Origin of the sequence: Amycolatopsis sp. NPDC051716 (assembly GCF_040681595.1) — a bacterium.
In the GTDB taxonomy this organism is placed as follows: Bacteria; Actinomycetota; Actinomycetes; order Mycobacteriales; family Pseudonocardiaceae; genus Amycolatopsis.
This window is the reverse complement of sequence record NZ_JBFAZA010000005.1, coordinates 260,737-275,756: the sequence shown is the minus strand read 5'-3', so window position 1 is coordinate 275,756 and position 15,020 is coordinate 260,737. Positions and strand designations below refer to the sequence as shown.

General features: G+C 72.5%; 13 protein-coding genes. 4 read left to right on the top strand and 9 right to left on the bottom strand.

Features of this window, described 5'->3' with window-relative positions:
* The first annotated feature begins 90 nt into the window (after positions 1-90).
* From AB0M30_RS09145 to AB0M30_RS09135, 3 genes are all read left to right on the top strand, one after another.
* Positions 91-1,515, top strand: a complete 1,425-nt coding sequence (locus AB0M30_RS09145; protein WP_364581734.1) for an acyl-CoA synthetase — start codon at positions 91-93, stop codon at positions 1,513-1,515.
* Positions 1,508-2,839 (top strand): carboxyl transferase domain-containing protein, encoded by a 1,332-nt coding sequence (locus AB0M30_RS09140; RefSeq protein WP_364581732.1) that lies wholly within the window; start codon positions 1,508-1,510, stop codon positions 2,837-2,839. Before AB0M30_RS09145 ends, AB0M30_RS09140 begins: the two co-directional genes overlap by 8 nt.
* A gap of 86 nt (positions 2,840-2,925) precedes the next feature.
* Positions 2,926-3,888 (top strand): serine hydrolase, encoded by a 963-nt coding sequence (locus tag AB0M30_RS09135; protein ID WP_364581889.1) that lies wholly within the window; start codon positions 2,926-2,928, stop codon positions 3,886-3,888.
* 33 nt (positions 3,889-3,921) lie between these two features.
* On the opposite strand, the gene tsaE is transcribed toward AB0M30_RS09135, so the two are convergent.
* From tsaE to glmS, 8 genes are read right to left on the bottom strand one after another with little or no spacing between them, the layout of a single operon-like run.
* Positions 3,922-4,383, bottom strand: coding sequence for a tRNA (adenosine(37)-N6)-threonylcarbamoyltransferase complex ATPase subunit type 1 TsaE (gene tsaE, locus AB0M30_RS09130; protein WP_364581729.1), 462 nt, complete (start codon positions 4,381-4,383; stop codon positions 3,922-3,924).
* Positions 4,380-5,477 (bottom strand): alpha/beta hydrolase, encoded by a 1,098-nt coding sequence (locus AB0M30_RS09125; protein ID WP_364581727.1) that lies wholly within the window; start codon positions 5,475-5,477, stop codon positions 4,380-4,382. The genes tsaE and AB0M30_RS09125 overlap by 4 nt, the downstream gene beginning before the upstream one ends.
* On the bottom strand, positions 5,474-6,604 hold the full coding sequence (gene alr / locus AB0M30_RS09120; protein ID WP_364581724.1) for an alanine racemase: 1,131 nt from the start codon (positions 6,602-6,604) through the stop codon (positions 5,474-5,476). The genes AB0M30_RS09125 and alr overlap by 4 nt, the downstream gene beginning before the upstream one ends.
* A gap of 29 nt (positions 6,605-6,633) precedes the next feature.
* Positions 6,634-7,722, bottom strand: coding sequence for a sn-glycerol-3-phosphate ABC transporter ATP-binding protein UgpC (gene ugpC / locus AB0M30_RS09115; RefSeq protein ID WP_013222655.1), 1,089 nt, complete (start codon positions 7,720-7,722; stop codon positions 6,634-6,636).
* 3 nt (positions 7,723-7,725) lie between these two features.
* Positions 7,726-9,156 (bottom strand): xylulokinase, encoded by a 1,431-nt coding sequence (gene xylB, locus AB0M30_RS09110; RefSeq protein WP_364581720.1) that lies wholly within the window; start codon positions 9,154-9,156, stop codon positions 7,726-7,728.
* Positions 9,146-9,982: a DeoR/GlpR family DNA-binding transcription regulator gene (locus AB0M30_RS09105; RefSeq protein ID WP_360172193.1), complete on the bottom strand. Its 837-nt coding sequence runs from the start codon at positions 9,980-9,982 to the stop codon at positions 9,146-9,148. The genes xylB and AB0M30_RS09105 overlap by 11 nt, the downstream gene beginning before the upstream one ends.
* Positions 9,983-10,038: 56 nt before the next feature.
* The gene (locus AB0M30_RS09100; protein WP_364581717.1) at positions 10,039-11,478 is read right to left on the bottom strand and encodes an NAD(P)H-hydrate dehydratase; all 1,440 of its coding nucleotides are present in this window, start codon (positions 11,476-11,478) and stop codon (positions 10,039-10,041) included.
* A 26-nt stretch (positions 11,479-11,504) separates the two neighbouring features.
* Positions 11,505-13,367 carry a glutamine--fructose-6-phosphate transaminase (isomerizing) gene (gene glmS / locus AB0M30_RS09095; RefSeq protein ID WP_364581715.1) on the bottom strand — a complete coding sequence of 621 codons (1,863 nt, stop codon included), beginning with the start codon at positions 13,365-13,367 and terminating at the stop codon, positions 11,505-11,507.
* A 304-nt stretch (positions 13,368-13,671) separates the two neighbouring features.
* Between glmS and AB0M30_RS09090 the strand changes: the two genes are divergently transcribed.
* Positions 13,672-14,499 (top strand): alpha/beta hydrolase, encoded by an 828-nt coding sequence (locus tag AB0M30_RS09090; RefSeq protein WP_364581714.1) that lies wholly within the window; start codon positions 13,672-13,674, stop codon positions 14,497-14,499.
* 34 nt (positions 14,500-14,533) lie between these two features.
* Here AB0M30_RS09090 and AB0M30_RS09085 read toward each other — a convergent pair whose 3' ends face one another.
* Positions 14,534-15,001, bottom strand: a complete 468-nt coding sequence (locus tag AB0M30_RS09085; RefSeq protein WP_364581712.1) for a hypothetical protein — start codon at positions 14,999-15,001, stop codon at positions 14,534-14,536.
* Positions 15,002-15,020 lie beyond the last annotated feature (19 nt).

Here is a 15,020-nt window from a genome sequence, read left to right as displayed (position 1 = left end):
GCCTACGACCAGCGTCTTCGGCCGCTTGCTGCAGGGGACGGATCAGCGCGGTAACGTGCTGCTCGAGTCCGACACTGGGAGGTCCCCGCGGTGCCCGACCCCTTGTTCCCCTCGCTCGTCGCCGGTGCCGCGAAGGAAGCCTTGCGCTTCGGCGACCACGTCCTGAGCTACGACGACCTCGCCGCCGTCGCCGGTGGTCTCGCCCGCGAGCTGCCACCCGGCCGGGTGGCGGTGTGGGCGACGCCGACCGTGCACACGAGTGTCGCGGTCGTCGCCGCGCTGCTCGCCGGGGTGCCGGCGGTGCCGCTCAACCCGAAGATCGGCGAGCGCGAGCTCGCCCACATCCTCGCCGACAGCGAACCCGCCCTCGTCCTGGCCGAGCCGGGCGCCGAGCTGCCCGCCGGGCTCGCCGCCCTGCCGCGCCGGGACATCCCCCTGACCGGCGGGAAAGCGCTGCTCGCGGACGAGCCCGGCCCGGAAAGCCCGGCGCTGATCGTCTACACCTCGGGCACCACCGGGCCGCCGAAGGGTGTCGTGCTCCCCCGCCGCGCGCTCGCGGCCACGTTGGACGCCCTGGAGGATGCCTGGGGCTGGACCGGCGCGGACACGCTGGTGCACGCGCTTCCCCTGTTCCACGTGCACGGGCTGATCCTCGGCATCCTCGGCCCGCTGCGCCGCGGCGGTTCGGTGCGCCACCTCGGCCGGTTCTCGACCGAAGGCGTCGCGCGGGAGCTGGCGGCCGGCGCGACGATGCTGTTCGGCGTGCCGACGATGTACCACCGGATCGCCGGCGAGGTCGGCTCCGACGCCACGCTCGCCGACGCGCTCAAGCGGGCCCGGCTGCTCGTCTCCGGGTCCGCGGCGCTGCCGGTGCACGACCACCAGCGGATCACCGCGGCGACCGGCCAGCAGGTCGTCGAGCGCTACGGCATGACCGAGACGCTGATGAACACGAGCGTCCGCGCGGACGGCGAGCGCAAGCCGGGCACGGTCGGCGTCCCGCTGCGGGGCGTCGAACTGCGGCTGGTCGGCGACGCCGGAGAAGTGATCGAAGACGTCGAGACCGTCGGCGAGATCCAGGTCCGCGGGCCGAACCTGTTCACCGAGTACCTCAACCGCCCGGACGCGACCGCGGCCGCGTTCGACGGCGGCTGGTTCCGCACCGGCGACATGGCGACCCGCGACACCGACGGGTACGTCAAGATCGTCGGGCGCAAGGCGACCGACCTGATCAAGAGCGGCGGCTACAAGATCGGCGCGGGCGAGATCGAGAACGCGCTGCTCGAACACCCCGGCGTCGCCGAGGCGGCGGTCACCGGCGAACCGGACGACGACCTCGGCGAGCGGATCGTCGCCTGGATCGTGCCCGCCGGCGAGCCACCGGCCGCCGACGAGCTCGCCGACCACGTCGCGAAACTGCTCGCGCCGCACAAGCGCCCGCGGGTCGTCCGGTACCTGGACGCGTTGCCCCGCAACGACATGGGCAAGGTCCTGAAGCGGGCGCTCGGTGCCTAGGCTGCCGGCGCGCGAGATCCTCGGCGCCATCGGAAGCGGGTTCACGGAGTTCCCGGCCCCGCTGCGCGAGGAGCCCGCCGACGGCCCGATCGGCTGGCCGGGCTACCGGGAAGCGCGTTCCGCCGCGGAAGAGCGCACGGGTGAGAAGGAATCGGTCCTCTGCGGGACGGCGAAGATCGGCGACGTCGAAGCCGTGCTGATCGCCTTCGAGTTCGGGTTCCTCGGCGGGTCGCTCGGGCAGCGCACCGGGGACCGGATCGAAGCGGCCTTCGCGCACGCCCGCGACGTGCGGCTGCCGGTGGTGTCGCTGATCGCGACCGGCGGCAGCCGCATGCAGCAGGGCATGCGCGCGTTGATGCAGCTGCAGCGGGTGGCGCGGGCGTCGGCGTTGACGCGGTCCGTGGGCATCCCCCAGATCTCGGTGCTGCGCGACCCGACGACCGGCGGCGGCTGGGCGACCCTCGGCGCGGGTGCCGATGTCATCCTCGCGCTGCCGGAAGCGCAGGTCGGCTTCGCGGGCTCGCGGGTGCGCCCGGCCGGCTCGCCGGAGGCGTACACCGCGGAGGCGCATTTCGGCTGGGGCCAGGTCGACGCCGTCGTGGCACCGGAGGAACTCGGCGGGACGCTGGAACGGTGGCTGCGGCTGCTGACCGCGCATTCGTCGGCCGCGGCTCCGCCGCCTTCCGCGTTGCGGGCCGTCTCGGTGCCGGCGACGGGCTGGGAAGCGGTTCAGGCGGCGCGGTCACCATCGCGGGCCCGGGCGGCGGAGTACCTCGACGCGTACTTCGACTGGCGGCAGGACATCAGCGGCGACCGCGTCGGCGGCTCGGATCCCGGTGTCGCGTGCGGCTTCGGCCGGCGCGACGGGCGGACGGTCGCGTACGCGGCCCAGTGCGGCACGCCGACGCTGCCATCGGGCTTCCGGACGGCGGCCCGGCTGGTGCGGCTGGCGTCGCGCCTGGGCATCCCGGTGCTGACGCTGGTCGACACCCCGGGCGCGGCGAACGACGCGGCGGCGGAGCAGGCCGGCGCGGGCGGCGCGATCGCGGAGATGTTCGAGGCGGTCGCGACGGCCTCGGTCCCGGTGACGACGCTGGTGATCGGCGAAGGCGGCTCGGGCGGCGCACTGGCGTTCGCCGCGGCGGGTTCGACGTGGGTGGCCCCGGACGCGTACTTCTCGGTGACCTCACCGGAAGCGGCGGCGGCGATCCTCAAGCGGCCGGCCTCGGAGGTGCCGGACATCGCCAACCAGCTGCACTTGCGGCCGCAGGACCTGGTGGACCTGGGCGTCGCGCGCGCGGTCGTGAGTGTTAAAGCGGATTAGAACCCGCCTTACCACTCACGAGGTTCGTCCATTCGTGGTTGGATCTTGCGATGGGGTATCGACTCAACAGGCGAGCGGCGTTCGGCTTGGGGACCGCTGTCGTCGCCGGAAGCGTTCTGACCGGCTCTCCCGCGTCCGCGCAGGAAGCAGACATCGAGGCCAGCCCGGCCACACCGGACCGGGCCAGGCAGAAGGTGAAGCGCGTCTACGACGACGCGGCCGCTGCGGCAGGCGGCATCTGGAACTCCTACATCAGCGTGGCCGACCAGGTGGCCGTCGATGTGGCGTCCGACGAGATCGTCGAGGCGTACAGCGTCAACAAGGTGGCCGTCGCGGTCACCTTGATGGACAAGATCGACCGTGGCCTGCTCACCCTGGACCAGCAGGTCCAGGTGCCGGCGAGCATCGTCGTGCCGGGTGGTGACGGCATCATCATCTTGGACAAGGCGTACCCGAGCGCGTTCACGCTGGGCCACGTCCTGTCGCTGTTCCTCACGGTTTCGGATGACACGTGCGTCCGGCTGGTGGGGCTCGTGGTTCCGGCGGCCGAGATCAACCAGATCCTGGTGGCCAAGGGCTTCCCCAAGACCCAGGTGACGCCGGTGGCCAACCCGAACCGCTACTTCCTCGGCCAGACCACTCCGCGCGAGACCCACGACCTGCTGAAGGCGCTGGTCGCGGGCACCTTGCTGAGCCCGGCGTCGACGGACTACCTGCTGTCCCTCCTGCGGTCCCAGGTGGCGTTCACCGACGGTGTCCGCCGTGAGATGTCGTCGGTCGATCGGGCGAGGATCGCCACGAAGGCGGGCTGGCTGAACGACGGCCGCAACGAGGCCGGGATCATGTTCGACGCCGCGGGCAAGCCGGTGTTGATCTACTCGATGTTCGCGCACGGCCAGGCGAACCCGGAGGACTTCGGGGCCACGCACCCGGTCCGGCAGGCCAGCGCGAAGATGGGGCCGAAGTTCCTGCGCGCGGTCGACAAGATCGCGGGCGCCGGCGCCCGGACCTTCCGGGCACCGGCCTACCAGCAGTACAACGGCGGCTGAGCAGCCGACGGGAGTCCCGGAGCTGGTGCGGACCTACGCCCGCACCAGCTCCGGGACGCGGTCGGCCCAGGTGCCGTGCGGTTCGAGGGTGATTTCGCGGACGTCGTCCTCGCGGCGGTCCAGCCGGACCACCAGGTAGTCCTCCGACAGGCGCTCCGCCGACCCCTCGCCCCACTCGACCACGATGGCCGAACGCTCGAGGTCCGTGTCCAGGTCCAGGTCGTCCAGCTGGGACAGGTCGCCGCCCAGGCGGTACGCGTCCACGTGCACGAGCGGTACGCCGGAAGCGCCCGCCGGGTGGACGCGGGCCAGCACGAACGTCGGGGAACTCACCCGGCCGCCGACACCCAGGCCGTCCGCGATGCCGCGGGTCAGCGTCGTCTTGCCCGCGCCGAGGGGACCCGCCAGCAGCACGAGGTCACCCGCGCGCAGGGATCGGCCGAGGGACCGCCCGAACTCCATCGTGTCTTCGGGGGTCGGGAACACGAAACTCAACGCTGCCACCACCAGGTTCGCCGGGACGAGGATTCGCCGTCCACACCGGAACAGCGTTGCAGGAGATCGATCAGATGGCTGTTCACCAGCTCGGGCTGCTCGAGCTGGACCATGTGCCCGGCGCCGCGGACGCGCACCAGCTCGGCGTCGGGCAGCTCGGCCGCGATCCGCTCGGCGTGCGCGAACGGCGTGAACCGGTCCGAATCGCCGCCGATGACCAGCACTTCCGCGTGCTTCAGGCCGGCCAGCGCGGCGTAGCGGTTGTGGCTGCCGAGGGTGTCGATGAAGTTGACGAGCCCGCGCACCGGCGTCACTTCCAGCATCTCGAGCATGAAGTCGACGAGCCTTGGGGCGACGTCGCGGCTGCCGAACGCCAGCCGGCGCACGGCTTGGCGCGTCAGCTGGCCGCCCGCCGCGCGGACGAACTCCACCAGCCCCGGCTGCCACCCGGCGAGCCCGCCGGCGGCGCGCGTCAGCGGGTTGTACTTCGAGAGCAGTGAACGCGGCAACCCGCGTGCGCCGACTTCGCCCGCCGCCGTCGCGATGAAGGCGACCCCTTCCACCCGCTCTTCGAACAGCGAAGGGAACTCGGCGGCCAGCTCCATGATCACCATGCCGCCCATCGAGTGCCCGATCAGCACGATGGGCCCCTCCGGCACCACGGACCGCAGCACGCAGTCCAGGTCCCGGGCCAGCTGTTCGATGGTCGACGTCTCGGTCGAAGCCGCGCCGGACAGCCCGTGGCTGCGGTGGTCGTAGTACACCTGCCGCACGCGAGGCAGCCGAAGCGAGGCGAGGTCGCGACGCTGGAAGTGCCAGCAGCGCCGCGAAAGCGCGAAGCCGTGGACCCCCACGACGGTCAGTTCCGGTTCGCCGCCGTCTTCCGGGTCGATCTCCTCGACCGAAAGCGGCGTGCCGTCCTCGGCCGCGACCGTCGAAGTGCGGTCCGGCTTCAGCTCCCCCAACGGCTCGTCCACGTACGGATCCTCACTGTGCCGCCGCTGCTGGGCGGCGACCGCGATGGCGGCGGCGGTCCCGGTGGCCAGGGCCCCGACCCCGCCGGCGATGGCCAGCAATCGTCGTGAAGGTGTCACGGGCGTTCCCCCAGATACCGGCGCCGCACCCGTGGCCGGTACATCGAGGTCACGATCTCGTAGTCGATGGTGCCCAGCTTGTCGGCCCATTCCCGGGCGGTCGGCTCGCCGTGCGCCCCGGCGCCGAAGAGGACGACCTCGTCGCCGACGGACAGCTCGTAGTCACCGCAGTCGACCACCAGCTGGTCCATGCAAACGCGCCCGGCGACCGGCCGCCGCTGACCGCCGAGGAGTACGTCCATGCGTCCGGACAGCGACCGCGGGACGCCGTCGGCGTACCCGGCCGGGACGAGCGCCAGGTTCGTGTCGCTCGACGCCGTCCAGGTGTGCCCGTAGGACACCGATTCCCCGGCCTCGATCCGCTTGACCAGCGCGACGGCCGACCGGAACGTCATGGCCGGGCGCAGGTCTTCCGGCTGCGGCACCGGGTTCAGCCCGTACATCGCGATGCCGGGCCGGACGATGTCGAAGTGCAGGTCCGGCCGGGTGAGCAGGCCCGCGGAGTTCGCCAGGTGCCGCATGGGGTCGAGCCCGGCGGCGCGGGCGGTGTCGTAGGCGTCGGCGAAGCGCTTGGCCTGCAGGTCGGTCGCCGGGTGGTCCGGCTCGTCGGCACACGCGAGGTGGGACCAGATCGCGACGACCTCGACCCGCGGTTCGGCGGCCGCCGCTTCGACCAGTTCGGCCCACGCGGCGGGCGGGCAGCCGTTGCGCGAGAGCCCGGTGTCGATTTTGAGGTGCACACGCGCCGGGATACCCGGTTTCGCCGCGGCCGCGATGCGGCGAAGCTCACCCAGCGAGCTGGCGGCCAGGTCGATGTCGTTTTCGACGCCCGGCGCGAAGTCGACGTCGGGGGTGTCCAGCCAGCTGAACAGCCGGGTCTTGAGGCCGGCTTCGCGCAGGGCGAGGGCCTCGCCGAGCGAGCAGGTGCCCAGCCAGGTGGCCCCGGCCTCGACCGCGGCGCGCGCCACCGGCAGCGCGCCGTGGCCGTAGGCGTCGGCTTTGACCACGGCCATCACCTCGGAGCCGGGCGCGCGGGCGCCCAGCAGGGTGAGGTTGTGGCGGATCGCGTCGAGGTCGATGTCGACCTGCGCGCGCGGGCTGCGCTCATGGGAAAGACTGGGAGTCATGACGCCTCCCAGTTTCCCATGACCCGAGGTCAGGGCAGGCGCAACCCGGACGTGGCCGAGAACACGTGCAGCTCGTCGGGGCGGATCCGCAGGTGCAGGGTGTCGCCCATGGCCGGCGGCGTGCGCGGGTCGACCCGGGCGACGACGTTGGACTTGTTGTCGGCCGCGTCGGTCTCGGCGAGCTTGCCGTAGACGTAGGCGTCCGAGCCGAGCTCCTCGACCAGGTCCACCTTGATCGGCAGGGTGCCGTCGCCGGTGGCGACCTCGAGGGCCTCCGGCCGGAAGCCGAGGGTCACGGTGTCCCCGTCGGCCGCGGCGATGGTCTCGCGGGTCAGCGGCACCCGCGCGCCACCGACCTCGGCGCCGTCCGCCGTCAGCTTCGCGGTGACGAGGTTCATCGCGGGGGAACCGATGAAGCCGGCGACGAAAGCGTTTGCGGGCCGGTCGTACAGCGCGCGCGGGGTGTCGCACTGCTGCAGCAGGCCGTCCGAGAGCACCGCGACGCGGTCACCCATCGTCATGGCCTCGACCTGGTCGTGCGTGACGTACACCGTCGTGACGCCGAGGCGGCGCTGGAGCGCGGCGATCTGCGTACGCGTCGACACCCGCAGCTTGGCGTCGAGGTTCGACAGCGGCTCGTCCATCAGGAAGACCTGCGGCTCGCGGACGATCGCGCGGCCCATCGCGACGCGCTGGCGCTGACCGCCGGAGAGCGCCTTCGGCTTGCGGTCGAGGTAGTCCACGATGTCGAGCAGCTTCGCCGCCTCGAGGACCTTCTGCTTGATCTCGGACGCGGGCCGCCCGGCGATCTTCAGCGCGAAGCCCATGTTCTGCGCGACCGTCATGTGCGGGTACAGCGCGTAGTTCTGGAACACCATCGCGATGTCACGCGAGCGCGGCGGCAGCTGGGTGACGTCGCGGTCGCCGATCCAGACGGCGCCGTCGTCGATGTCCTCGAGGCCGGCCAGCATGCGCAGGCTGGTCGACTTGCCGCAGCCGGACGGGCCGACCAGCACGAGGAACTCGCCGTCGGCGATCTCCAGGTCCAGCGCGTCGACCGCGGGGCGCTCCGAACCGGCGTAGCGCCGGGTCGCCTTGTCGTAGGTGATGGAAGCCATCGGTCAGTCCTCTCCGAGATTCCGCCGGACCCCGTAAGCCGCTTCGCGGGCTTCGAGGTGGCGCTGCTGGATCCGGTGGCCCTCGGCGCGCTGCGCCTCGGTCGGCTCGTCCAGCTCGAGCCGGAGCTTGTGGTTTTCCTGCCAGGACGGCGGTTCCGCGCTGGAGGCCGCCGCCCAGGCCGCTTGCCGGGCCGCGCCGAGCGCGACGTACTCGGCGACTTCGGGCAGCTGCACGGGCACGCCGAACACCAGCGGCGCGACCGCGCGGACGGCCCGCGACTGCGCGCCCCCGCCGATCAGCAGCACCCGCTGGACGTCGAGGCCGTGCGCGCGCACCGCGTCGAGACCGGCGGCCAGGCCGCAGAGCATGCCTTCGACGGCGCTGCGCGCGAGGTTCGCCGGGGTCATGTTGTCCCTGGTCAGCCCGGACAGCGAGCCGGTGGCGCCGGGCAGGTTCGGGGTGCGCTCGCCGTCCAGGTACGGCAGGAACGTCAGGCCGCCGGCCCCGGGCTCGGCGGTCAGGGCGAGGCGGTCGAACTCGCTCAGCGTCGCGCCGAGCATCGCGGCCGTCGCGGTGAGGACGCGGGCGGCGTTGAGGGTGCAGGCGAGCGGGAGGAAGCGGCCGGTGGCGTCGGCGAACCCGGCGACTTCGCCGCTGACGTCGGCCGCGCCGGTCTCGGCGACGCCGAACACGGTGCCGCTGGTGCCGAGCGAGACGACAGCGTCACCGGGCTGGAGTTCCAGCCCGAGCGCGGCGGCCATGTTGTCGCCGGTGCCGGCGGAGACGAGCACTCCGTCCGGGGTGTGCCCGGCGGCGTCGGCCGGGCCGAGCACGGCCGGCAGCTCCGGCGTCCGGCCGCCGAAGGCGTGGCTCAGGACGTCGAGGCGGTAGGCGTTGTCGGACGGCGAGAAGTAGCCGGTGCCGGACGCGTCGCCGCGGTCGGTGACCGGGTCGCCGCCGGTGAGCTTCCAGGTCAGCCAGTCGTGCGGGAGCAGCACGCGCGCGACGCGGTCGGCGAGCTTCGGCTCGTTCTCGGCCAGCCAGCGCAGCTTCGTGACGGTGAAGCTGGCGACCGGCACCGAGCCGACGGACTTCGCCCAGGCCGACGGCCCGCCGAGCTCCTCGATGAGGTCGAGGGCCGCCTGTGCGGAGCGGGTGTCGTTCCAGAGCAGCGCCGGCCGGACGACCTCGCCGTCTTCGTCGAGGGTGACCATGCCGTGCTGCTGGCCGCCGACGCCGATGGCCGTGACGCCGTCGAGCAGGCCGTTCGTGGCTTCCTTGAAGGCGTCCCACCAGGCGGCGGGGGCGACCTCGGTGCCGTCGGGGTGCGGCGCGCGGCCGGTGCGGACGATTTCGCCGGTGGCGGCGTCACACACGACGACCTTGGTCGACTGGGTGGACGAGTCGATGCCGGCGACCAGTTCAGCTGTCATAGGGCTGCCCCTCTGCGACGTGTTCGACGATCTCGATCGCGGTGCCCGCGTTCAACGCGGCCTCGATCTCCTCGGTGGGCGTGGCCTGGCCCGTGATCAGCAGGTCGTAGTCGCCGACGTCGCCGTGCGCGTAGGTGGCGGTGCGGCCGAACTTCGAGTGGTCGACGACGAGGACGGTCTGGTTCGCGACCTTGAGCGCGGCCTTCTTGAGCTCGGCGTAGTCACGATCGGGGTGGAACAGCCGCCCGACGGCGACGGCGGTGACCGACACGAACGAGACGTCGGCGCGGATGCTGTCGAGCAGGTTGAGGACTTCGGGTCCGGCGCAGGAGTCGTACTCGTGGCTGTAGCGGCCGCCGGCGAGGACGACCTCGACCCGGGGCCCGAGCAGCCGGGCGGCGTGCAGCGAGTTGGTGACGACGGTCAGCGCGTCGATCTCGGCGAGCCGCTTGACCAGCGGGAGGAGGGTGGTGGAGTCGTCGACGAAGACGGTCTGGCCGGGCAGCACGTGGTTCGCGGCGGCCTGGCCGAGAGCTTCTTTCTCGCCGTGGTGGAGCGTGTCGCGAAAACGGGCGGCGCTCTCGATGGTGAGCGCCGGGTAGGCCTCGACCTTGCCGCGCAGCTTGCGCAGGAGCCGGCGTTCGGCCAGGTCGTCGAGGTCGCGGTGCATGGTCATCAGGCTGACCTTGAACTTCGACGTCAGATCGTCGATCCGGGCCTCGCCCTCCTCGATGACGTGATCGAGGATGTCCTGCCGCCGCTGCTCGACGACAGCATCGGACGGCCGGGTCTTCCGGTCTCCGGATGCTGCTGTGCCGCCGCTCACACGGACTTCTTACCAGATTTATCGCGCGAAGTTAACAGAGAACTCGATAAGTCTTCTCAGGACGTTAGCGACCGGATCGACCGGATGGCCTCCGGGATCGCGTGGACCAGGCCAGACGCCGAGGTCGGCGCGTTTTGCGCCGCGATCGCTCCGGCCAGCGAGTGCACGTCCGCCGCCGCGGCCGCCGCCAGCCAGGGGTCCAACCCGGCCGCCAGGAGGGCGCCCACCAGGCCGGACAGCACGTCGCCCGAACCGGCCGTGGCCAGCCAGGCTCCTCGGGGACGGTTCACCGCGACCCGGCCGTCCGGGGCCGCGATCACCGTGCAGTGCCCCTTCAGCAGCACCACCGCGTGGTACTTCTTCGCCGCTTCGCGCGCCGCCGTCACCCGGTCCGGGCCCGGCTTGCGGCCCATCAGCCGCTCGTACTCGCCCGCGTGCGGCGTCAGGACCAGCGGCGTGTCCGGGTCGCGGGCATCGAGGACGTCCGGGGACTTCGCGATGATCGTCGTCGCGTCGGCGTCGGCACAGACCGGGACGCCCTGGCCGAGGACGTACCGCAGCACGTCGCGCCCATCGGAGCCCGTGCCGATGCCCGGCCCGACCACCCACGCCTGGACCCGGCCCGCGTCGGCCACCGTGCCGGTCGCGATGACCTCCGGCCACTGCGCGCGGACGACGTCCGCCGCGTGGCCGGCGTACCGCACGAGACCCGAGGTCGCGCGGACCGCCGAACCCGCGGCCAGCACCGCCGCGCCTGGGTACGTCGCCGAACCCGCCGCGACGCCCACCACGCCCTGGCTGTACTTGTCGTCTTCCGGGCCGGGCACCGGCCAGGCCGCGGCGACGTCCACGATGTCGAGCCGCCGGAGATCGGGGTCGGTCAGTTCGAGGCCGATGTCGACCAGCGCCACTTCACCGCACCACGAGGGCGCGAGCACGTGCACCGGCTTGAGCGCGCCGAACGTGACGGTCCGGGTGGCTTTGACGGCGGGCCCGTCGACCGCGCCGGTGTCCGGGTCGACGCCGCTGGGCAGGTCGACCGCCACGATCGGGGCCTCGACCAGCTCGACCAGCCGTGCCGCGTCCGGCCGCAGCGCGCCGCGGCCGGAGATGCCGACGATCCCGTCGACCACGACGTCCGCCTTCGCGATCCACTGTGGACCGTCCTCGGCGGACACCACGCGGCCCCCGGCTCGCTTCAGCGCCGCGAGTCCCTTTGCGTGCGCCTTCTCGGGCTTGAGCAGGATCGCCGTCACCGCGACCCCGCGGCGGCGTAGGAACGCCCCCGCCCACAGCGCGTCGCCGCCGTTGTCGCCCGAGCCGACCAGCAGCACCACCCGGCGGCCGGAAATCCCGCCGGTGCGGTCGTCGAGGAAGTCCGCGAGCCGCACCGACAAGCCGAACGACGCCCGCCGCATCAGCTCGCCCTCGGGCGTGACGGCGAACGCCCGCCCTTCCGCTTCACGAATCCGTTCCGTGGTCCAGATTCCCTGCACGGCGGCGGCCTCCCTCTTGCGCGGTGTTACTCCACGGTGACGGACTTCGCCAGGTTACGCGGCTTGTCGACGTCGTACCCGCGGGCGCGGGCGATCTCCGCGGCCAGCACCTGCAGCGGCACGGTGGACACCAGCGGCTGCAGCAGCGTCGGCACCGCCGGGACCTCGATGAGCTCGTCGGCGAACGGCCGGACCGTCTCGTCGCCCTCTTCGGCGATCACGATCGTGCGGGCGCCACGCGCCTGGATCTCGCTGATGTTCGACACGAGCTTCGAGTGCAGCACCGCGCGGCCCTTGGGCGACGGCATCACGACGACGACCGGCAGGCCGTCTTCGATCAGCGCGATCGGGCCGTGCTTGAGCTCGCCGGCGGCGAAGCCCTCGGCGTGCATGTACGCGAGTTCCTTGAGCTTCAGCGCGCCTTCGAGGGCGACCGGGAAGCCGACGTGCCGACCGAGGAACAGGATCGCCTTCGAGTCGGCGATCCGGCGACCGAGATCCCGCACCTGCTCCACAGTGGACAGTACCTTTTGGACGGCCGCGGGCATGGCCTCCAGCTCGGCGTACTCGCGCGCGACCTCGTCCGGGTACTTCGTGCCGCGGGCCTGCGCCAGCGCCAGGCCGACCAGGTAGTTGGCCGCGATCTGGGCGAGGAACGCCTTCGTCGAAGCGACGCCGATCTCGGGCCCGGCGTGGGTGTAGAGGACGGCGTCGGACTCGCGCGGGATCTGCGCGCCGTTGGTGTTGCAGACGGCGAGGACACGCGCCTTCTGCTCGCGCGCGTGCCGGACCGCCTCGAGCGTGTCCGCCGTCTCGCCGGACTGGGAGACGGCGACGACGAGCGTGTCGCGGTCGAGGACCGGGTCGCGGTAGCGGAACTCCGAGGCCAGCTCGACCTCGACCGGCAGCCGCGTCCAGTGCTCGATGGCGTACTTGGCGACCAGGCCGGAGTGGTAGGCCGACCCGCAGGCGACGACGAAGACCTTGTCGACGTCCCGGAGGTCCTGGTCGGAGATGCGCTGCTCGTCGAGGATGATCCGGCCGGACTCGAAGTGCCCGCGCAGCGTGTTGGCCAGCGCTTCGGGCTGCTCCTCGATCTCCTTGAGCATGAAGTACTCGTGGCCGCCCTTCTCGGCGGCGGACAGGTCCCAGTCGACGGTGAACGGCTTGGCCTGGGCGGCGTCGCCGTGGAAGTCCAGGACTTCGTAGCCCTCGCGGGTGATGACGACGAGCTGGTCCTGGCCGAGCTCGACGGCCTCGCGGGTGTGCTCGATGAAGGCGGCGACGTCGGAGGCGACGAAGTGCTCCCCCTCGCCGACCCCGACGACCAGCGGCGAAGACCGGCGCGCGGCCACGATCGTGTCCGGGTGGTCGGCGTGCGTCACGACCAGGGTGAAGGCCCCTTCGAGGCGGCGGCAGACGGCGGCGACGCTGGCGGTGAAGTCACCCTTGGTGTCGCCTTCGGTGTACGCGCGGGCCACCAGGTGGGCGGCGGTCTCGGTGTCGGTGTCGCTGGCCATCTCGACACCGTCGGCTTCGAGCTCGGCGCGGAGGGCGGCGAAGTTCTCGATGATGCCGTTGTGCACGACGGCGACGCGCTCCGAGGCGTCCCGGTGCGGGTGCGAGTTGCGGTCGATCGGCGCACCGTGGGTGGCCCAGCGGGTGTGCCCCATGCCGGCGGTGCCGCCGAAGTGCTCGCGGCCGACCTCGTCGAGCCGGCCTTCCAGGTTGGCCAGCCGGCCCGCCTTGCGCTCGACGGTCAGCGCACCGGCGCCGTCGAGGACCGCGACACCGGCGGAGTCGTAGCCGCGGTACTCCATCCGCCGGAGCCCGCCGAGGACGACGTCCAGAGCCGGGCGGTGCCCGACATATCCCACGATTCCACACACGCTCACCAGCCTAACGAGGGACATTCAGCGGACTGACGGGGTCCGCGAACGGGCTCCGACCTGCGGGGACGCGGCCGCGGTGGTTCGAACCACTGCGGCTCGGCCGGCGTACCCGGAGAGTCGGTCCGCGTACCCGGAGAGTCGGTCCGCGTACCTGGAGGGTCGGCCGATGAACCGACCGTGCGGGTACGCAGGCCGACCGTGCGGGTACGCAGGCCGACCGTGTGGGTACGCAGGCCGAGCGTTGCGGCGCGCCGGGGCGGCGGGCGAGCCGCGGCGGGGGTCGCACAGTAGGGTTCCGGACATGGCCAGCAAGCCCAAGCAGCTGCTCGCGGAGTTGACGCACCCGGGTCCGCACGAGGTCCTGCGGGGCAACCTCGCCCTGGTCGGGCTGCCCGGCGTGGTCTTCACGCCGCGCGCCGGGCTCGGGTTGCCGGCCGTGGCCTTCGGGCACGGGTGGCTGCAGCCGCCCGATCGGTACCGGGAGCTGCTGCGGCACCTCGCCAGCTGGGGCATCGTCGCCGCCGCGCCGGCCACCCAGCGCGGGCCGCTGCCCTCGCACCGGCTGCTCGCCGCCGACCTCTTGACCACCCTCGACGTCGTCACGACCGTCCGGCTCGGCCCGGACGGCATCAGCGTCGACCCCGGCAAGCTCGGCCTCGCCGGCCACTCCACCGGCGGCGGCTCGGCCGTCCTCGCCGCGGCGCAGGACGCGCGGAGTGAGCACCCGCGGATCAAGGCCGTCGCCACCATCACCGCGGCTCAGACGCTGCCGCCGGCCAGCGAGTCGGCGAAGGCGATCACCGTCCCCGGTATGCACCTCGCCGCAGAAGCCGACCTGGTCGCCCCCGCCGTCGCGCACGCCGAGGCCATCGCGGGCGCGTGGGGCGGTGACGACGTCCAGCTGCGGTTCCTCGGCAAGGCGTCCCACCTGGGCGTCACCGAGGGCAGGCACTGGTCGCAGCTGTTCATGCACGGCAAGCCGCACCGCAAGACGCAGCAGCTCACGCGCGCACTGTTCACGGCCTTCTTCCTGACCCACCTGACCGGCACCGACAAGTACCGGCCCCTGCTCGAGGCGGACGTCAAGCGCGCCCCCATCGAGCGCGAAGAAGAACCCGCCGCCCACTGACGCGAAAAGGGCCCGGCCGGAGCCGGGCCCTTCCTCAGACCAGCCAGCTGGTGCTGGAGAAGTCGTCCTCGTCGTCGGGCTGACGCGCGTGCCGCCCCCGCTTCGGCGGCTCGGGCGCCGCCGGTGGTGGTTCCGGTGCCGGTTCCGGCCGTGGCGGGACCACCGCCGCTGCCGGGGTGCCGTAGCTCGGGGTCGGGTAGTTCGTGTAGCCGGTGGCCGCCTCTTCCTCGTGGACGCCGAACTCCATCAGCGACTCGCGGGACTTGTCGGCCAGCGTCTTCTCCGTCGCCCAGCCGCCCGCGCTCTGCTTGCGCTTGTTGAGCTCGTCCATGTGCTCGGCGTACTTCTGCGCGGCGGCCAGCTCCTTCTGCATGCCTTCGCGGGCCTGCTGCTGGGCCTCCGCGAGCCGGCGTTCGCGCAGCCCCCGCTGCTCGTCCTGCTCCCGTGCCGCCGCTTCCATCGTCGAAATCGCCGCGCGATACCGGTCTTCGGCGCTGCTCATCGGCCCTCCTCGGCCCTCG